Genomic DNA, 19,291 nt, shown 5'->3' on the forward strand with positions numbered 1-19,291 from the left:
CGCGTCCCAGTTAAGAGACAATCGAATTCTGCGCAGGTCGTCTGCCTCAGGTGCTGACTTTTTCCCGTCACGGTAAATAACGGGTTAAGGAATTGGACCAGCGCGCCCGAAAGTTGCTGGCGCTGGAACCAATTGCGCCGGATCAGGACAGGCTGTGCGCGAACTCAGCCTTTGCTTTCGCGCCCGCTGTTGTCGTCGAATGACAGCACGTTGCGGCGGCCTGTGATCGCCGACAGTGCGTCGAGCGCCTCCTCGCACCACTCGACCACCACGCGCTCGTGGCGCATGCCGAGACGCAGGCTGAGCATCTTGCCGAGATCGGCCGGCGGTGCCGCGCCGTCCGGGAAGCGCTTGTTGAGCAGCCGCTCGTAACGCTCGTAGCGGTCGCGGTGGTGCTCCAGCCGGGCCATCAGGTCGGTGCGCAACGACTCGACGTCGACGCAGTCCAGCGCGTAGAGCCGGACCAACAGGTCGTCCTTGATCGAGGGCGGCACGCTCGGCCGCGCCGCCCAGTACTTCAGCGCCGCGCGGCCCTCGGCCGTTAGCGTATAGACCAGCTTGTTGGGCTTGCCGGTCTGCACCACCTCGCGGCCCTGGACGTGGCCCTTGTCGCGCAGCCGGGAGAGCTCGCGGTAGATCTGCTGGTGGTCGGCCTTCCAGAAGAAGCCGATCGAGGCGTCAAACGTCTTGGCGAGCTCGTAGCCCGTCATTGGACGTTCCGTCAGGCAGGCAAGGATTGCGTCACCGAGTGCCAACGCCCACCTCCATGTCAGTTCCCGAGTCCGCTTTCCAAGATCGCTTGACTTTATGCGTCGTGGTGCATATGCGTCAATATGCATATGGAGATCGGCGCGCCGCCTGTTGCGGGCGCCGATCTGTGTTCAGGCTTCCCAACCCACCTTAGGAGACGTCCGATGAGCAAGCCGGGCCTCGACAAGTGGTACGCCTACATGAAGTCCCACGACACCGCCGGTTTGTGGGACCTGCTGCACCCCGATGCGGTGTTCGAAAGTCCCGTCGTGCACACGCCGCAGCGCGGCCGCGACATCACCTTCAAATATCTGACCAGCGCCGCCAAGGTGCTCGGCGGTCCCACCTTCAAATATACGGGCGAATGGACCAGCGATCGCGGTGCCGTGCTCGAATTCGAGAACGAGATCGAAGGCATCAAGATCAATGGCGTCGACATCATCTCCTTCGATGCCGACGGCCGGATCACGCATTTCAAGGTGATGGTGCGCCCGCTCAAGGGCATCAACCTGCTGCATCGGCTGATGGGAGACGAGCTGATGAAGCAGGGCGGCGCAACGTCGCAAGCGCAATCTCGATAGTCACTGCCGCGGACCTCCGGAAGCGGATAAGGTCCATTCAAGGAAACCCCAGGAAAAAACTGCGCTGCCAACGCCAGCCAGCCGGGAGAACATCATGCCGACTTACAAAGCCCCCGTCGAAGACGTCAGCTTCCTGCTCAACGACGTCTTCCAGATCGATCGCTACGACAATCTTCCGGGCTTCACCGACGCGTCGGCCGACGTGCGCGAAGCGATCCTCGGCGAAGCCGCAAAGCTCGCTGAAGAGGTGCTGCAGCCGCTCAACCGTGTCGGCGATCTCGAAGGCTGCAAGCGCAGCGACGACGGCAGCGTCTCCACGCCGAAGGGATTCAAGGACGCCTTCAAGCAGGTCGCCGAGGGCGGCTGGCTCGGCCTGTCGGCGCCGACGGAATATGGCGGGCAGGGCCTGCCGGTGACGCTCTCCCAGGCGGTCAACGAATTCCAGATCTCCGCCAACATGGCGTTCTCGATGTATGGCGGCCTCACCATGGGCGCGACTGCGGCGCTGCTGGTGCACGGCACCCCCGAGCAGAAGAAAACCTACGTGCCGAAGATGGTGGCGGGTGAGTGGACCGGCACCATGAACCTGACCGAGCCGCATTGCGGCACCGACCTCGGCCTGCTCCGCACCAAGGCAGCGCGGCAAGCCGACGGCAGCTTCAAGATCACCGGCACCAAGATCTTCATCTCGGCCGGTGAGCACGACCTCGCCGACAACATCATCCATTTGGTGCTGGCGCGCATCGAGGGTGCGCCCGCCGGCATCAAGGGCGTCTCGCTGTTCGTGGTGCCGAAGGTGCTGGTCAATGCCGACGGCTCGCTGGGGGCGCGCAACGGCGTCACCTGTGGCTCGATCGAGCACAAGATGGGCATCCACGGCAACTCGACCTGCGTGATGAACTACGACAACGCCACCGGCTGGCTGATCGGCGAAGAGAACAAGGGCATGCAGGGCATGTTCGTGATGATGAACGAGGCTCGCCTCGGTGTCGCCGTGCAGGGCCTCGCGCAATCCGAGGTCGCCTATCAGAACGCGGTCGCCTATGCGCGCGAGCGCTTGCAGGGTCGCGCGCTGACCGGCGTGCAGGCGCCCGACAAGCCGGCCGATCCGATCATCGTGCATCCCGACGTGCGCCGCACGCTGCTCACCATCCGCGCCTTCAACGAGGCGGCGCGGGCCATGGTGATCTGGACTGCGCTGAAGAGCGACGTCGCCCATCGCTCCGACGACCCGAAGGATCGCCAGGCCGCCGACGACCATATGGGCTTGATGACGCCGGTGCTGAAGGGCGTCCTGACCGACACCGGTTTCGCCAACACGGTCTCTGCCCAGCAGATGTTCGGCGGTCACGGCTACATCGCCGAGCACGGCATGGAGCAGTTCGTGCGCGATTCGCGCATCGCCATGATCTATGAGGGCGCCAACGGCATCCAGGCGCTCGACCTCGTCGGCCGCAAGCTGCCGCGCGACGGCGGCCGTGCCGTGATGGCGTTCTTCGGCGAGGTCTCGGCCTATGCCAAGGAGCATGGCGGAGACGAGGCGATGAAGCCGTTCCTCACCCCGGTTGCGACCGCGCTCGGCCATTTGCAGCAGGCGACCGGCTGGCTGATGCAGAATGCGCTGACCAAGCCCGACAACGCCGGCGCCGCTGCGACCGACTTCATGAAGCTGTTCGGCCTGGTCGCGCTCGGCTACATGTGGGCGAAGATGGCCAAGGTGGCGCAGGACAAGATCGCCGCCGGCGACAAGTCCTCCTACCTCGCAACCAAGCTCGTGACCGGCCGCTTCTTCATGGAGAAGCTGCTGCCGGAAACCGCCGTGCATCTGGCGCGGATCCAGAGCGGCAGCGCGACCACGATGGAATTGGCCGCGGAAGCGTTCTGAAAAATTGCCGCCGCACCCCCCTGCGACGGCGGCCCGTTTGGCTATATATTATGATCCTCATATAAGGAGGGCGTCATGCCTGAGGCATATATCTACGATCACGTTCGCACCCCGCGCGGCCGCGGCAAGGCCGATGGCGCGCTCCATGAAGTCACCGCGCTGGCGCTCGCCACCGTGCCGCTGAAGGCGCTGAAGGAGCGCAACAACCTGCCTGAGGACTCCGTCGACGACGTCATCCTCGGCGTGGTCGATCCGGTCGGCGAGGCCGGGTCCGACCTCGCTCGCTTCGCCGCGCTGAAGGCCGGTCTCGGCGAGAAGGTGCCGGGCGTGCAGATCAGTCGCTTCTGCGCCTCCGGCCTCGACGCCGTGAATTTCGCGGCCGCGCAGATCATGAGCGGCCAGCATGAGCTCGTGATCGGCGGCGGCGCCGAATCGATGAGCCGCGTCGGCATCGGCGCCTCCGGCGGCGCCTGGCCGATGGACCCCTCGATGGCGGTGCCGGCCTATTTCATGCCGCAGGGTATCTCGGCCGATCTGATCGCGACCAAATACGGCTTCTCACGCGATGACGTCGACGCCTATGCCGTGCAGAGCCAGCAGCGTGCGGCTAAGGCTTGGGACGAGGGCCGCTTCAACAAGTCGGTCGTCCCGGTGAAGGACATCAACGGGCTGACCATCCTCGCCAAGGACGAGCACATGCGCCCCACCACGACGATGCAGTCGCTGGCGCAGCTGCAGCCGTCGTTTGCGGCAATGGCCGCGATGGCCGGCTTCGATGCGGTGGCGACCCAGTCGCATCCCGAGGTCGAGAAGGTCAACTACGTGCATCACGCCGGCAACTCGTCCGGCATCGTCGACGGCGCCGGCGCGGTGCTGCTCGGCAGCAAGGAGGCCGGCGCCAAGCATGGCCTGAAGCCGCGGGCAAAGATCCGGGCGTTCGCCAATATCGGCTCGGAGCCCGCGATGATGCTGACCGGCCCGGTTGACGTCACCGAGAAGCTGTTCGCGCGCTCCGGCATGAAGACGTCGGATATCGACCTGTTCGAGCTCAACGAGGCCTTTGCCTCGGTGGTGCTGCGCTACATCCAGGCCTTCGACATCGACAACGCCCAGATCAACGTCAATGGCGGCGCGATCGCGCTCGGCCATCCGCTCGGCGCGACCGGCGCGATGATCCTCGGCACCGTGCTCGACGAGCTCGAGCGCACCAACAAGCAGACCGCGCTGGTGACGCTGTGCATCGGCGGCGGCATGGGCACCGCGACCATCATCGAGCGCGTGTAACTGCCGTAGGGTGGGTTAGCCGAAGGCGTAACCCACCATGCCACGGAAAGAAGCGGTGGGTTACGCTTCGCTGACCCACCCTACGAGATCGCAGTCAACCCGCCGCGCCTGAGATCGGCCGCCGGCATTGAGGGAGCAGCATATGGCTTACAAGAATTTCAAGTTCGAAACCGACGCCGACGGCATTGCGCTCGTCACCTGGGATATCCCGGGCCGTTCGATGAATGTGCTCGACGAAACCTCGATCAACGAGCTCGAGGAGATCGTCAAGCAGACGACCAATGATGCCGCCATCAAGGGCGTCGTCATCACCTCGGCCAAGGACGCGTTCTGCGCCGGCGCCGACTTGTCGATGCTCGAGGGCATGAGCCGCACCTATGCGCAGCTCCTGAAGGAGAAGGGCGAGGAAGCCGCCAACCAGGTGCTGTTCGACCAGAGCCGCCGCTTCTCGCAGGTGTTCCGCGGAATCGAAACCTCGGGCAAGCCGTGGGCCGCCGCGATCAATGGGCTGGCGCTCGGCGGCGGTTTCGAGATCACGCTGTCCTGCCACTACCGCGTCGCCGCCGAGAATCCGAAGACCCGGCTCGGCTTGCCGGAAATCAAGGTCGGTCTGTTCCCCGGCGCCGGCGGAACCCAGCGCGTGCCGCGCATCGTGCCGCCGCAGGATGCGATGCAGATGCTGCTGAAGGGCGAGGCGCTCAACCTCAGCCGCGCCAAGGCGCTCAACCTGATCCACGCCGTCGTGCCGGCCGCCGACCTGATCAAGGCCGCGAAGGACTGGATCAAGGGCGGCGGCAAGGCGGTCGCGCCGTGGGACGAGAAGGGCTTCAAGCTGCCCGGCGGCCCCGTCTTCTCCAAGATGGGCATGCAGATGTTCCCGGCCGGCAACGCGATCTATCGCCGCGAGACCTACGACAATTATCCGGCCGCGCGCGCCATCATGAGCTGCGTCTATGAGGGCCTGCAGCTGCCGATCGACGCCGCGCTACGGGTCGAGTCGCGCTATTTCACCCAGATCCTGCGCTCGAAGGAAGCGGCGGCGATGATCCGCTCGCTGTTCCTGTCGATGCAGGAACTGAACAAGGGCGCGCGCCGCCCGGCCAATGTGCCGCCGACCAAGGTGAAGAAGCTCGCCGTGATCGGCGCCGGCTTCATGGGCGCGAGCGTCGGCTACGTTTCGGCGCAAGCCGGCATCGACGTGGTGCTGGTCGACCGCGACCAGGAGAGCGCCGACAAGGGCAAGGGTCATGCGAAGACCGTGATCGACGGGCAGATTGCCAAGGGCCGGATGAAGCAGGAGGCGGGCGACGCCATCCTGGCGCGGATTTCGGCGACCGCGGATTACAACGCGATCAGGGATTGCGACCTCGTCATCGAGGCGGTGTTCGAGGACCGCAAGGTCAAGGCGGACACCTATGCCAAGGCGCAGCCGCTGTTGAAGGACGGCGCGGTCTTCGCCTCCAACACCTCGACATTGCCGATCAACTCGCTGGCCGAGGAGTTCAAGGACCAGGGCAAGTTCATCGGCATCCATTTCTTCTCGCCGGTCGAGAAGATGATGCTGGTCGAGATCATCATGGGCAAGAACACCGGCGACGTGGCGCTGGCGACCGCGCTGGACTACGTGCGCGCGATCGGCAAGACGCCGATCGTGGTCAACGACTCCCGTGGCTTCTTCGCCAACCGCTGCGTGATGCGCTACATCGCCGAAGGCAACGAGATGCTGCTCGAAGGCGTGCCGCCGGCGATGATCGAGAACACCGCCAAGATGGCCGGCATGCCGGTCGGCCCGCTGTCGCTGCAGGACGAGGTCGCGCTCGACCTCGGCTTGAAGATCACCAAGGCGACCGAGGCCGACCTCGGCCCCAACGCCGTCGACCAGGCGCAGAAGAAGCTGATGGTCGAGATGGTCGAGAAGCAGGGCCGCTTCGGCCGCAAGAACGGCAAGGGCTTCTACGATTATCCGGAGAAGGGCAAGGGCCAGAAGAGCCTGTGGCCGGGGCTCGCCAATTTGCAGCCGAAGCATCTCGATCCCGATACGCTCGATGTCGAGGAGTTGAAGCAGCGCTTCCTGGTGGCACAGGCGGTGGAGGCCGCGCGCACCGTCGAGGACCACGTCATCACCGACGTGCGCGAGGCGGATGTCGGCTCGATCTTAGGCTTCGGCTTCGCGCCGTTCACCGGCGGCACGCTGTCCTATATCGACTTCATGGGCACGAAGAAGTTCGTCGAGCTTTGCCACACGTTCGAGAAGAAGTACGGCTCGCGCTTCACGCCGCCGAAGCTCCTGGAAGAGATGGCCGCCAAGGGCGAAACCTTCTACGGCCGCTTCCCGCCGAAGAAGCCGGCGGCGCAGGCCGCGGAGTAGTCTCTACCCCGCATGGTGGTTCTCAACCTCCCCTTGAAAAGGGGAGGTCGCTTTGCTCGTCAGAGCAAAGCGGGTGGGGATCATGTCTCCACATCCGCCGTCGCCTGTGGCTTGACCCCCATCCCGACCTTCCCCCTTTCAGGGGGAAGGAGAAGAGTTCGTAGCCCGGATGGAGCGAAGCGAAATCCGGGACCGGTTTTTCCGCGGATAGACCTGCCCCGGATTGCGCTGCGCTGCATCCGGGCTACGCAACAAACAAAAAGGGCCGGATCATCGATCCGGCCCTTTCGTTATTCGAGAAGCGAACAGCTTACGCCGCCTTCAAGAGCCCTTCCTTCTTCAGCGCCTCCTGCACCTGCGGACGCGCGGCGACGCGGGCCTTGTAGGCCATCAGGTTGGGCAGGCCGGAGAGATCGAAGCCGAGCCGCTCTTTCGCCCACAGCAGCATGGTGAAGAGATAGCCGTCGGCCACCGTGAACTGCTTGCCCATGAGGTAATCGCGATCGCCGAGCTGGGTCTCCAGATATTTGAACTTGCCCATCGCGCGATCCTTGAAGAAGGCCTTGGCGTCGTCGGCCAGAACAGGCGAGAACATCGGTCCGAGGTTCTTGTGCAGCTCGGTCGTGATGTAGTTCAGCCATTCGAGCAGCTTGTAGCGCTCGTTGGAGTCGCGGGCGGGGGCGAGGTTCTTGCCCGCGGCCTTGTCGGCGATCATCTGGACGATGATCGGCCCCTCGGTGACGAGCTCGCCCGAATCCAGCGCCAGCGCGGGCACCTGGCCCTTGGGGTTCACCTTCAGGAAATCGTCACCGTTTTCGAGCTTCTTGGCGCGCAGATCGACCTTGACCAGGTCGTAGGGAAGGCCGGCTTCGAGCAGTGCGATGTGGGGGGAGAGGGAACAGGCCCCGGGGGAGTAATAGAGCTTCATCGGTATTTTCCTTCCCTTGTTCTTGGCGTCCGGAGGTGGAATGACTACATGCACCTGCATGAAATAGTCAAGATTGATGCAGGTGCATCGAGTGCGGTAGACTTGTCCGTGGGACCAATGGAATAGACCATGAAGCGCAAGCCGTCGACCGAGGCCACCGCGGCCTGGATCCGCCTGATGCGGGTGCCGAGCCGGGTGCTGGATTGCGTCGAGCATGATTTGAAGAAGGCCGGCTTTCCGCCGCTTGCCTGGTACGACGCGCTGCTCGAGCTGTCGCGCGCGCCGTCCGGCGAGCTGCGCCCGGTCGAGCTCGAGCGGCACATGCTGATCCCGCAATATTCGACGTCGCGGCTGATCGAGCGCCTGGTCGACGAGGGCCTCGCCGCGCGGCGCGAATGCAAGATCGACAAGCGCGGCCAGTTCGTCGAGATCACGGAAGCCGGGCGCGAGCTGCAGAAGAAGATGTGGAGCGCCTATTCCGCAGCGATCGAGAAGCATATCGGCTCGAAGCTGTCGGATGCCGAGGCGACGAAACTCTGCGGTCTGCTCGACCGGCTGGGTTGCTCATGCAGTGACGCCAAGGCAGATACCAAGGCAGATACCAAAGCCGAGACCAAGGCGGCCTCAACGCGAGACGGCGTGCCCGCCCGATGATATCCTTGTCCCCATCATCCGCAGCCCTTCGGGCCCGCGGATGTCCCTGCCACCGCGCGCGTTCGATCGAAGCGCCCTTGAGTTGGATTTCGTATGGCGCGTGACCAGATCGATATGACGCCGCTGCAGTCGCGCGACGAGCTCGTGGCGTGGCTCGAAGCCGGCGTGAAACCCGAGTCCGAATTCCGGATCGGCACCGAGCACGAGAAGACGCCGTTCACGCTCGAAGGCCACGAGCCGGTACCCTACGCGGGTGCGAAGGGCATCGGCGCGCTCCTGGAAGGCATGAAGCTCCTGCTCGGCTGGGAGCCGATCATGGAGCGCGGCAACATCATCGGGCTCTACGACGTCACCGGCGGCGGCGCGATCTCGCTGGAGCCGGGCGGCCAGTTCGAACTGTCGGGCGCGCCGGTCGAGACCGTGCACCAGACGCAGTCCGAATTGATGGCGCACTTGGCGCAGGTGCGCGAGATCGCGACTCCATTGGGCATCGGCTTCCTCGGCCTCGGCATGACGCCGTCCTGGTCGCGGGCGCAGATTCCTGTCATGCCCAAGGGCCGCTACAAGATCATGACCAACTACATGCCGAAGGTCGGCAAATACGGCCTCGACATGATGTACCGGACCTGCACGGTACAGACCAACCTCGACTTCTCCTGCGAAGCCGACATGGTGAAGAAGCTGCGCGTGTCGCTGGCGCTGCAGCCGGTCGCGACCGCGCTGTTCGCCAACTCGCCCTTCACCGAAGGCAAGCCCAACGGCTTCCTCTCGTTCCGCTCCGAAATCTGGCGCGACACCGACAATGCACGCGCGGGCATGCTGCCGTTCGCGTTCGAGGACGGCATGGGCTTCGAGCGCTATGTCGACTACGCGCTCGACGTTCCGATGTATTTCGTCAAGCGCGGCGATGAATATATCGACGTGGCCGGCTCGTCGTTCCGCGCCTTCTTCGACGGACGGAACAACCGCTTGCCGGGCGAGCGCCCGACCTTGTCGGACTGGGCCAATCATCTCTCGACGATCTTCCCCGAGGTGCGATTGAAGCGTTATCTCGAGATGCGCGGCGCCGATGGCGTGCCGTGGGGCCGGCTGCCGGCGCTGCCGGCGTTCTGGGTCGGCCTGCTCTACGACAATGACAGTCTGAATGCGGCCTGGGACATCGTCCGGCACTGGACCGCGGCCGAGCGGCAGGCGTTGCGCGACGATGTGCCGCGTTTCGGCTTCAAGGCGCGGATCAAGGACCGCTATCTGTTCGAGATCGCCAAGGAATGCCTCGTGCTGTCGCATGCCGGATTGCGGCGGCGCGGCCGCATCGACCATCTCGGACGCGACGAGAGCCGCTACCTCGAGCCGCTGGAACGCATCCTCGAATCCGGCCGCTCGCCGGCGGAAGAGATGCTGGAGAAGTTCAACGGGCCCTGGCAGGGTTCGGTGGAACCGGCGTATCAGGAATACGCTTTCTGATCTGACAGTGTCATAGCGCCCTAACCGTCACCCTGAGAGCCTGACTCACAAGCGATCGATGAGAGCAGGCTCTTTCACTTAGTTCCGTCATGCCCGGCCTTGTGCCCGCCTTCGCTGAAGCTCTGGCGAGGCTGAGAGCTGAGCACGGCGAAGCCTTGGCGTAGCCGGCTGCCGGGCATCCACGTCTTTGCTCCAACCACAGAAGAAAGACGTGGATGGCCGGGACAAGCCCGGCCATGACGAAAACGAGTCGCTTTCGTCGGCGGGCTGGGGGTCCTCTCGCAGGAGAGCGCCTCCTGCGTAATCACGCCTCCGTTGCCGGCCGTTCATCCACCGTACAGGTTGATGGCGCTCAAATGACGGATCGTCAAAGGCGCGGGGCTGCGCGAATTTGAAAGCAATATCATGGAGATAGGCCGCCTCTTGAGGGCGTCGGTGGTGACGTTCGCCGTTTTGGCGGCGGTTCTCGCCACGCGTCCGGCGTTGGCGCAGACCAATTTCGATCGTCCCGGCAGCGACTACCAGAGCGCGCCGGTGACGTCGGGCGATCCCGCCGATTGCGCGCTCACTTGCGAGCGCGACCGGCGCTGCCGGGCGTGGAGCTTCAACTATCCGACCGACGTGACCTCGAGCGCGGTGTGCTGGCTCAAGAGCAGCGTGCCGCCGCGGGTGCAGAGCGATTGCTGCGTCTCCGGCGTGCGCGGCGCCGGCGTGGTCGAACCGCGCAACGGCGCGATCGAAAGCTCGATCGACCGCTTCGGCGGCGACTACAAGAACTTTGAATTGAAGAGCAGCGACGGCGATGAAGCCTGCCAGGCCGCCTGCACCGCCGACAACAAATGCCGCGCCTGGACCTATGCCCGCCCCGGCTATGCCGGCCGCGACGCGCATTGCTTCCTGAAGAAGGACATCAAGCCGCCGCGAAGGAAGGCCGGGTTTACCTCGGGCGTGGTGCGGTGAATGCGTAGCCCGGATGGAGCGAAGCGCAATCCGGGAACACTTAATCCGCGTTGGACGGCCCCGGATTTCGCTTCGCTTCATCCGGGCTACAAAGTACGCGCTCATCCTGCGCAGCCATCACCGTGATCTCCGGCCACAGCGCCTTCCACCGTGCGGCCTTCGTCGTGTAATTCGCCGCCGAAAAATTCGCGGTGCGGTTCGGCCGCACGATCATCTCAGCGACATCGTCGAAGCCATTCGGCGCGTAGATGTCGTAACCGTCAGCGATGCGGCGGAGGCCGATGCGGGTGGTCCTGGAGAGGAAGCGGTCGATGCCCTCGGTCGAACAGGACAAGGCCGGATAGGGCACGCCGTGCTTGCCGGGATACCAGAGATGGACGCGGGCCTGGTTGCGCGCCTCGATCGCGACGCCGAGAGGAGCGAGGCGATCCTGCAGTCTGTGGATCACGGCGTCCTCGGCTTCCCATGACGTGTCCGGATCGAAATAGAAGATGTCGTAGTCGTTGATGCCGTAGTCCACCGGGCGCTGCGTCAGCACGTTCCACACCGTCTGCATCAGGCATCCGGAGACGAGCCATGGGTCGGGAAGGGCCATGGCAAACAATTCGCCGACGATGATCTCGTTCGCGGTATTGCGTAGCGCAAGGGAAAGGAATTCGTCAGAGTTCATCGAGCTGCCGTAGGGTGGGCAAAGCGCAGCGTGCCCACCATCTCACGTTCGGTGCAAGAAAGGTGGGCACGTCGCTACGCTCCTTTGCCCACCCTACATTCTATGCTTCCTGAGCGTCGAGTTCCTTCACCGCCTTCTTCGATGCCAGCGTGCGCCAGTGCCGGCGTAGCAGCGGCTCGACGGTCGCGCGCTTGGCCTTCGACAGGCGGATCAAGACGATCGGGTAATCGCGGTAGTGGTCGGTGAAATAGAAGACCCTGGGCTGGCTCTCGATGAGCATGTCGCGCTCATCTAGTGGCACGCCCTGCATCACCAGGCTGTCGCCGTCTTCCTTCAGCCGCGCCAGCATCTTCTTGCGGACCTTCAGCGCCGGTGTGCCGTAGGAGGTGCCGTCCTCGACCTCCGGCCACGCCAGCGCGATATGTCTGACGTCGTCGAAGGTCATGGCCCTGCCCCATGAAGAAACGTAGCCCGGATGGAGCGTAGCGTAATCCGGGGATCTCGCAGGATGAGGGACTTGTCCCGGATTGCGCTGCGCTTCATCCGGGCTACGTGAGCCTACTGCACCGAGGTGAAGAACCGTGCGAGACGGAAGCCGGAGAGCCAGGTCCAGACCGGCTGGCTGCGCATGCCCATGTCCCAGGAGCCGACCACCGCGTCGGCGCGGCCGATCAGATTGTCGATCGGAAGCAGGCCGACGCCGCCATCGCGCACCGGCACACGGCTGTCGGCGGAATTGTCCCTGTTGTCGCCGAGCACGAACAGCTTGCCTGATGGCACCGTCACCTCGGCGGTGTTGTCGAGCCGGCCGTTGTCGCGCATCTTGAAGATCGCGTGGCTGACGCCGTTCGGCAGCGTCTCGACATAGCGATAGGCTTCCTCGCCGCCGCCGCGGTCGTCCTCGGCGAAGCCGGTGCCGTCGGGCTTCAGCGTCGCCGGACGATCATTGATGAAGAGCTGACCCTGCCGCATCTGGATGCGGTCGCCTGGCAATCCCACCACGCGCTTGACCCAGGCCTGCGAGCGGTCGCCCGGCCAGCGGAACACCACGACATCGCCGCGCTTCGGCGTCTCGCCGAACAGGCGGCCGGTCTCCGGCAGCGTGATCTGGATCGGCAGCGAGGCCGCGCCATAGCCGTAAGGATATTTCGAGGCCACCAGCGCATCGCCGATCAGAAGCGTCGGCTCCATCGAGCCCGAGGGCACGTAGAACGGCTCGGCGATCGCGCCCTTGGCGACGAACACGACGGCCACGATCGCGGCCAGTTGCGCCGCCTGCGACCGCCAGCTCGTCGGCTTGGCCGCCGTGATCTCGTTCCCGCTGGTGCTCACTAGCCTGTTCCTCCGACCGTAATCCGTTCCATCCGCAGCGTCGGCTGGCCGACGCCGACCGGCACGCCCTGGCCGTTCTTACCGCAGGTGCCGATCCCGGTGTCGAGCGCAAGATCGTTGCCGATCATGGTAATCCTGTGGAGATCGGTCGGCCCGTTGCCGATCAGCATCGCGCCCTTCAGCGGCGCCCCTAACTTGCCGTTCTCGATCTTGTAGGCCTCGGTGCACTGGAAGACGTATTTGCCTGAGGTGATGTCGACCTGGCCGCCGCCGAAATTGGCGGCGTACATGCCGTTCTTGACGGAGGCGATGATCTCGGCGGGGTCGCGGTCACCCGCCAGCATGTAGGTGTTGGTCATGCGCGGCATCGGCACATGGGCGTAGCTCTGCCGGCGGCCGTTGCCGGTCGGCTTCATGTTCATCAGCCGCGCATTCTGGCGGTCCTGCATGTAGCCGACCAGAATGCCGTCCTCGATCAGTACGGTGCGGTTGGTCGGCGTGCCCTCGTCGTCGATCGAGAGCGAGCCGCGGCGCGAGGCCATGGTGCCGTCGTCGACCACGGTCACGCCCTTGGCCGCGACCTGCTGGCCCATCAATCCTGCGAAGGCTGACGTCTGCTTGCGGTTGAAATCACCCTCGAGGCCGTGGCCGACCGCCTCATGCAACATCACGCCGGGCCAGCCGGCGCCCAGCACCACGTCCATCTCGCCGGCAGGTGCGGGCACCGATTCCAGATTGACCAGCGCCTCGCGCAGCGCGCCATCGGCGGCGTCGCGCCAGGCCTTGGTCTCGATGAAGCGCGCGTAACCCTCGCGGCCGCCATAGCCCATGCTGCCGCTCTCCTGACGGTCGCCCTGGCCGGCGACGACGGAGATATTGACGCGCACCAGCGGGCGGATGTCGCGATAGCTCTCGCCGTCGGGCCGCAGGATCTCGACCACCTGCCAGGTCGCGGTGAGGCTGGCCGAGACCTGCCGCACCCGCGGATCCTTGTCCCTGACATAGGCGTCGATCTCGCCGAGCAACTTGACCTTGGCCTCGAACGCTGGGCCGTCGAGCGGGTTCTCGTCGCCATAGAGCTTGATGTTGGTATGCGCAGGTGCGGCGGCGAAGTTACCGGAATAGCCGCCGCGGACGGCGGCGACCGCATCCGCGGCCCGGATCAGCGCCGGGACCGAGACGTCGGAGGAGTGTGCATAGCCGACCGCGTCATCCTTGACCGCGCGCAAGCCGAAGCCCTGCGAGGTGTCGTAGGTCGCCTGCTTCAGCCGGCCGTTGTCGAACACCAGTGCCTCGGTCTGCCCGAACTCCAGGAACAGTTCGCCGTCATCGGCTCCGGCAAGCCCGCGCGCCACCTCGCGGCGGACGGCATCGCGGTCGAGATTGGCACGGTCGAGCAGGGAGGTGGTGGCAGGGTTGGTCATGGTCACTCCAGCGCAGTGCGAATGTCACGGTCGTCCCGGCCGGTTGCAACTGCGCAACCGGGGCAGGCCATCACCACAGGTTCACGATCTAAGCAGAGACAAGCGGCGGGCTCATCTTACAATCCGGAAACCTGTCGTTCGGCCCCGACCGGGGCCGGGACAACGATCATGGAAGATAGTGCCTATGACCGCAAACCGGGAGAGGCTGCGACAGTGCGGTCGATCACGGCAGCTTGTCATACCCCTCGCCGAGCCCGTTCAGGCTGAGCGGAAAGCCGATACCCTCTTCCGGCGTCTCGAAGATGATGAAGGTTGCGGTTTTCGCGGTCTTGAGCTGACCGAGCAGCTTGTCGTCCATCACGACCTCGGCCACGCAGCCATTGGGCAGGCAGCGCACAAACCCGGCGCGGCCGACGTCCTGGTTGTCGAGCTTGAGGCCGAGGCCGGAGGGCAGGAGCACGCCGAGCGGCGCCACCACCCGCATCAGGCGGCTCTTCTGGTCGGCGGTCTTCAGCACGATCACGGTGAGGCCGGCGTTGGAGCGGTCTTCCGCTACCACGCTCTGGATCAGGGCGCATTGCTCGCTTTGGGCGCCGGGCGGGGTGTCGCAGCGGATCTGCCAGTCGCCGTGCACCGAGCGCACCGCACCTTGCGCGTTCGCCGCCTGGGTCAGGCCAAGGAAAAGGGCCGCTGCGAGCAGGCAGCCCAGCCCGCCCGCCAGCGCCGTGCGTCTTGCCTGCGTGTTCGAAGTGCCCATCCGGGTCGGTCCTCTGATGTTGGGTCCAAGGATGTTAGGTCCAAGCCCGGCCGTCCGTTCGGCCGCCGGCAGCACGCTACCCATCGACTGATACCGCAATGACGGCGCCTTGAAGGCGTTCCTCAAGCAATTCCCGCGCCGGTCAGGGCTCCGCGAGCCGAATCAGGTTCCTGTGGAGCATCCGGTCTGTGGGTACATCCGGCAATCCCCCTGTCAAGCAGGGCCGATTACCGAATCCGTTCCTTTTGCCTGATTTTGCGGGAAAATCCGAGGGCGGCAGGTTCATCGCGGACGCATGGGCTTCGGCCCTACTACTGCATTGCGAGCGCCTGCGAATTATGGTTTGAGAGGCTGGATTTCGACGCGTTCTAGCGATCTGGCTCCCGTACCCACCGTCCTTGAAGACGGGTACGTCCGGTTAAGCCGTTTGTCAGGGCGGATCGTGCTGCATCTTTGGCCGTGCGCCGGGGTGCTTTGGGGAATTATCAAGGGAGCGCGAGCGGCATGAAGATGTCGATTGGCCAGTTTGGCCGGCAATTGCTGGGGTTTGCGGCGGCGGGGCTGTCGCTTGTGGCCGGCGGAACGGCTTCTGCCGAAATGGGACAACCGGCGCCGTGGGAGTACAAGCTCCAGGAAGCCGCGACCCCGGTGATGGAAAACATCATCTGGTTTCATAACTTCCTGTTCGTGCTGATTACCCTGATCACGCTGTTCGTGCTGGCGCTGCTTGTGATCGTGGTGATCAAGTTTAACGCCAGGGCCAATCCGGTCCCCTCCAGGACCACCCACAACACGCTGATCGAGGTGGCCTGGACGCTGATCCCGGTGCTGATCCTGGTCGGCATCGCGGTGCCGTCGTTCCGCCTTCTGTTCCTCGAGCTTGACGTGCCGAAGCCCGATCTCACCGTGAAGGTGACCGGCAAGCAGTGGTACTGGTCCTACTCCTATCCGGATAACGGCAAGTTCGAGTTCGATTCGCTGCTCGACAAGGACAAGCAGCCCCGCCTGCTCGGCGTCGACAACGAGATGGTCGTGCCGGTCAACAAGGTGGTGCGGATCCAGACCATCGGCGCCGACGTGATCCACTCGTTCGCGGTGCCGGCCTTCGGCGTCAAGATCGACTCGATCCCCGGCCGTCTCAACGAAAGCTGGTTCAAGGCCACCAAGACCGGCATGTTCTACGGCCAGTGCTCGGAACTGTGCGGCAAGGACCATGCCTTCATGCCGATCGCGGTGCGGGTCGTCAGCGAGCAGGAATTCGCGACCTGGGTCGAAGGGGCGAAGAAGAAGTTTGCGACCAACCCGGCGAATTCGTACGCCTCGGCTGGTCAGGCAGCGCAGTAAGCCACCGGCTTTCCGCGCATAAGGGTTAAGGGCGAGGGGACCGCGAGGTCCCCATAGGGACTGCAAGGCAGGATTTGGAACATGGCTACAGGCGCAGCGACACACGACGATCACGCCCATGATGATCACGCGCACCATCCGACCGGATGGCGGCGCTTCCTCTACTCCACGAACCACAAGGACATCGGTACGATGTACCTGATCTTTGCGGTGTTCGCGGGCATCATCGGTGCCGCGATGTCGGTCGCGATCCGTGCCGAGCTGATGTATCCGGGCGTCCAGATCTTCCACGAATCGCACACCTTCAACGTGTTCGTGACCTCGCACGGCCTGATCATGATCTTCTTCATGGTCATGCCGGCGATGATCGGCGGCTTCGGCAACTGGTTCGTGCCTTTGATGATCGGTGCGCCGGACATGGCATTCCCGCGCATGAACAATATCTCGTTCTGGCTACTGCCGGCTTCCTTCGGGCTGCTCGTGATGTCGGCCTTCGTCGAGGGTGAGCCGGGCGCCAACGGCGTCGGAGCGGGCTGGACGATCTACGCGCCGCTGTCGACCTCGGGCCATCCCGGGCCAGCGGTCGACTTCGCGATCCTGTCGCTCCACCTTGCTGGTGCGTCCTCGATCCTCGGCGCCATCAACTTCATCACCACGATCTTCAACATGCGCGCGCCGGGCATGACCCTGCACAAGATGCCGCTGTTCGTGTGGTCGATCCTGGTGACGGTGTTCCTGCTGCTGTTGTCGCTGCCCGTGCTCGCCGGCGCGATCACGATGCTGCTGACCGACCGCAATTTCGGCACCGCCTTCTTCGCGGCCGACGCCGGCGGCGATCCGGTGCTGTTCCAGCACCTGTTCTGGTTCTTCGGCCACCCCGAAGTGTACATCCTGATCCTGCCCGGCTTCGGCATGATCAGCCAGATCGTCTCGACTTTCTCGCGCAAGCCCGTGTTCGGCTATCTCGGCATGGCCTACGCCATGGTCGCGATCGGCGGCATCGGCTTCGTGGTGTGGGCGCACCACATGTACACGGTCGGCATGTCGTCGGCGACGCAGGCCTATTTCGTCGCCGCCACCATGGTGATCGCGGTGCCGACCGGCGTGAAGATCTTCTCCTGGGTCGCCACGATGTGGGGCGGCTCGATCGAGTTCAAGACGCCGATGGTCTGGGCGATCGGCTTCATCTTCCTGTTCACGGTCGGCGGCGTCACCGGCGTCGTGCTGGCGAACGCCGGCGTCGACCGCGTGCTGCAGGACACCTATTACGTGGTGGCGCACTTCCACTACGTGCTGTCGCTCGGCGCCGTGTTCGCGATCTTCGCGGGCTGGTACTACTGGTTCCCGAAGATGTCGGGCTACATGTACTCGGAGACCATCGGCAAGCTGCACTTCTGGGTCACCTTCATCGGCGTGAACCTGGTGTTCTTCCCGCAGCATTTCCTCGGTCTGTCGGGCATGCCGCGCCGCTATGTCGACTATCCGGACGCGTTCGCCGGCTGGAACCTGATCTCCTCGATCGGCTCCTACATCTCTGCCTTCGGTGTTCTGATCTTCATCTACGGCGTGATCGATGCCTTCGTCCGCAAGGAGCAGGCCGCGAACAATCCGTGGGGTGCGGGTGCGACCACGCTGGAGTGGACGCTGACCTCGCCGCCGCCGTTCCACCAGTTCGAAGTGCTGCCGCGCGTGCAGTGAGTTGAGACAGCGCGGCGCACCTTAAGGTGCGCCGCGTTCTTGAAGGAAGCGAGACCAGTCTTGTCGGTTGTCGATCACCACGCCATCGAGCTGCCCCGGATCTCAGAGGCCGGGGTGGGCGACTACATCGCGCTGCTGAAGCCGCGGGTGATGTCGCTGGTGGTGTTCACGGCGCTGGTCGGATTGCTGATCGCGCCGGTGCACGTCCACCCCGTGCTGGCGATCACCGCGATCCTCTGCATCGCGGTCGGCGCCGGCGCCTCCGGCGCGCTGAACATGGCCTATGAGGCCGATATCGACGCCAAGATGTCGCGCACCGCCAACCGGCCGATCCCGCGCGGCCGCATCACGCCGCAGGAAGCGGCGGCGTTCGGCATTACGCTCGCCTTCTTCTCGGTGATGACGCTCGGCATCCTGGTCAACTGGGTGGCGGGCGGCCTGCTCGCCTTCACGATCTTCTTCTATGCCGTGGTCTACACGATGTGGCTGAAGCGCTTCACCGCGCAGAACATCGTGATCGGCGGCGCCGCCGGCGCCTTGCCGCCGGTGGTGGCATGGGCGGCGGCGACCGGCTCGCTGTCGATGGAGCCGATCCTGCTGTTCCTGATCATCTTCTTCTGGACCCCGCCGCATTTCTGGGCGCTGGCGCTGTTTCGCAGCGACGACTATGCGCGTGCCGGCATCCCGATGCTGCCGGTGGTCGCCGGTCCCGACGCGACGCGGCTGCAGATCCTGCTCTACACCGTCGTGCTGGTCGCGGTCGCGCTGTCGCCGTGGCCGCTCGGCTATTTCGACGCAATCTACGGCATCACTTCGCTGGTATCAGGCGCCGGCATGCTGTGGCTCGCCGTCAACGTCTATCGCCGCCGCGAGGGCGTCGAGGCCAACCGCGCCTGCCGCAAGCTGTTTGCCTTCTCCATCCTTTACCTGTTCGCGCTGTTCGCCGTTCTCCTCGCCGAGGTCGTGGTCCGCGCAATTGCGCCTGTCATCGTCGGGTAGGGGCGAGATGGGAGCCCTTGGGACAGCCATGGACGACAAGCAAGAGCCAGAAGGAATCGTCCTCACCGAGGCGCAGCTCAAGAGCCGTCGCCAGCGTTCGGTCGCCATTGCGCTCGCGCTCGGCGTTCTCGTCTTGCTGTTTTTCGCCGTCACCCTGGTCAAGGGGCCGGCTGTCCTGGTGCGGCCGCTGTGA

General features: G+C 64.6%; 18 protein-coding genes. 11 read left to right on the plus strand and 7 right to left on the minus strand.

The window, feature by feature from the left end:
- Positions 1-164 precede the first annotated feature (164 nt).
- Positions 165-755: a PadR family transcriptional regulator gene (locus tag ACFFWD_RS35060; RefSeq protein WP_376973374.1), complete on the minus strand. Its 591-nt coding sequence runs from the start codon at positions 753-755 to the stop codon at positions 165-167.
- Positions 756-914: 159 nt separating this feature from the next.
- Between ACFFWD_RS35060 and ACFFWD_RS35065 the strand changes: the two genes are divergently transcribed.
- From ACFFWD_RS35065 to ACFFWD_RS35080, 4 genes are all read left to right on the plus strand, one after another.
- Positions 915-1,331 carry a nuclear transport factor 2 family protein gene (locus tag ACFFWD_RS35065; protein ID WP_376973376.1) on the plus strand — a complete coding sequence of 139 codons (417 nt, stop codon included), beginning with the start codon at positions 915-917 and terminating at the stop codon, positions 1,329-1,331.
- 94 nt (positions 1,332-1,425) lie between these two features.
- Positions 1,426-3,216: an acyl-CoA dehydrogenase C-terminal domain-containing protein gene (locus tag ACFFWD_RS35070; RefSeq protein ID WP_376973378.1), complete on the plus strand. Its 1,791-nt coding sequence runs from the start codon at positions 1,426-1,428 to the stop codon at positions 3,214-3,216.
- Positions 3,217-3,291: 75 nt separating this feature from the next.
- Positions 3,292-4,500: an acetyl-CoA C-acetyltransferase gene (locus ACFFWD_RS35075; RefSeq protein ID WP_376973380.1), complete on the plus strand. Its 1,209-nt coding sequence runs from the start codon at positions 3,292-3,294 to the stop codon at positions 4,498-4,500.
- A 142-nt stretch (positions 4,501-4,642) separates the two neighbouring features.
- The gene (locus ACFFWD_RS35080; RefSeq protein ID WP_376973382.1) at positions 4,643-6,868 is read left to right on the plus strand and encodes an FAD-dependent oxidoreductase; all 2,226 of its coding nucleotides are present in this window, start codon (positions 4,643-4,645) and stop codon (positions 6,866-6,868) included.
- A 310-nt stretch (positions 6,869-7,178) separates the two neighbouring features.
- On the opposite strand, the gene gstA is transcribed toward ACFFWD_RS35080, so the two are convergent.
- Positions 7,179-7,796 (minus strand): glutathione transferase GstA, encoded by a 618-nt coding sequence (gene gstA / locus ACFFWD_RS35085; protein WP_376973384.1) that lies wholly within the window; start codon positions 7,794-7,796, stop codon positions 7,179-7,181.
- A 129-nt stretch (positions 7,797-7,925) separates the two neighbouring features.
- Between gstA and ACFFWD_RS35090 the strand changes: the two genes are divergently transcribed.
- The 3 genes from ACFFWD_RS35090 to ACFFWD_RS35100 all read left to right on the plus strand — a co-directional run bounded on the left by ACFFWD_RS35090 (position 7,926) and on the right by ACFFWD_RS35100 (position 10,874).
- Complete coding sequence (locus tag ACFFWD_RS35090) at positions 7,926-8,450, plus strand: MarR family winged helix-turn-helix transcriptional regulator (RefSeq protein WP_376973386.1); 525 nt, start codon at positions 7,926-7,928, stop codon at positions 8,448-8,450.
- 93 nt (positions 8,451-8,543) lie between these two features.
- Positions 8,544-9,914 (plus strand): glutamate--cysteine ligase, encoded by a 1,371-nt coding sequence (locus ACFFWD_RS35095; RefSeq protein WP_376973388.1) that lies wholly within the window; start codon positions 8,544-8,546, stop codon positions 9,912-9,914.
- A gap of 405 nt (positions 9,915-10,319) precedes the next feature.
- The gene (locus tag ACFFWD_RS35100; RefSeq protein WP_376973390.1) at positions 10,320-10,874 is read left to right on the plus strand and encodes a PAN domain-containing protein; all 555 of its coding nucleotides are present in this window, start codon (positions 10,320-10,322) and stop codon (positions 10,872-10,874) included.
- Between the two features lie 40 nt (positions 10,875-10,914).
- On the opposite strand, the gene ACFFWD_RS35105 is transcribed toward ACFFWD_RS35100, so the two are convergent.
- The 5 genes from ACFFWD_RS35105 to ACFFWD_RS35125 form a co-directional block, all read right to left on the minus strand.
- Positions 10,915-11,544 carry a nucleotidyltransferase family protein gene (locus ACFFWD_RS35105; protein ID WP_376973392.1) on the minus strand — a complete coding sequence of 210 codons (630 nt, stop codon included), beginning with the start codon at positions 11,542-11,544 and terminating at the stop codon, positions 10,915-10,917.
- Between the two features lie 100 nt (positions 11,545-11,644).
- A complete protein-coding gene (locus tag ACFFWD_RS35110; RefSeq protein ID WP_376973394.1) occupies positions 11,645-11,989 on the minus strand; it encodes an MmcQ/YjbR family DNA-binding protein in 345 nt (114 codons plus the stop codon).
- Positions 11,990-12,102: 113 nt separating this feature from the next.
- Entirely contained in the window at positions 12,103-12,876 is a 774-nt protein-coding gene (lepB, locus tag ACFFWD_RS35115) for a signal peptidase I (RefSeq protein ID WP_376973396.1), read from the minus strand.
- Positions 12,876-14,300: a metalloprotease TldD gene (tldD, locus tag ACFFWD_RS35120; protein ID WP_376973398.1), complete on the minus strand. Its 1,425-nt coding sequence runs from the start codon at positions 14,298-14,300 to the stop codon at positions 12,876-12,878. Before tldD ends, lepB begins: the two co-directional genes overlap by 1 nt.
- Positions 14,301-14,523: 223 nt before the next feature.
- Positions 14,524-15,057 carry an invasion associated locus B family protein gene (locus ACFFWD_RS35125; protein ID WP_376973400.1) on the minus strand — a complete coding sequence of 178 codons (534 nt, stop codon included), beginning with the start codon at positions 15,055-15,057 and terminating at the stop codon, positions 14,524-14,526.
- Positions 15,058-15,561: 504 nt separating this feature from the next.
- On the opposite strand from ACFFWD_RS35125, the gene coxB reads away from it, so the two are divergent.
- The 4 genes from coxB (at position 15,562) to ACFFWD_RS35145 (ending at position 19,291) form a co-directional block, all read left to right on the plus strand.
- Entirely contained in the window at positions 15,562-16,401 is an 840-nt protein-coding gene (gene coxB, locus ACFFWD_RS35130) for a cytochrome c oxidase subunit II (RefSeq protein ID WP_376973402.1), read from the plus strand.
- Between the two features lie 81 nt (positions 16,402-16,482).
- Entirely contained in the window at positions 16,483-18,099 is a 1,617-nt protein-coding gene (ctaD, locus tag ACFFWD_RS35135; RefSeq protein WP_376973404.1) for a cytochrome c oxidase subunit I, read from the plus strand.
- A 60-nt stretch (positions 18,100-18,159) separates the two neighbouring features.
- Positions 18,160-19,098, plus strand: a complete 939-nt coding sequence (locus ACFFWD_RS35140; protein ID WP_376973406.1) for a heme o synthase — start codon at positions 18,160-18,162, stop codon at positions 19,096-19,098.
- A 28-nt stretch (positions 19,099-19,126) separates the two neighbouring features.
- A complete protein-coding gene (locus ACFFWD_RS35145) occupies positions 19,127-19,291 on the plus strand; it encodes a cytochrome c oxidase system small membrane protein (protein WP_376973408.1) in 165 nt (54 codons plus the stop codon).

The organism is Bradyrhizobium erythrophlei (genome assembly GCF_042430365.1).
In the GTDB taxonomy this organism is placed as follows: domain Bacteria; phylum Pseudomonadota; class Alphaproteobacteria; order Rhizobiales; family Xanthobacteraceae; genus Bradyrhizobium; species Bradyrhizobium erythrophlei.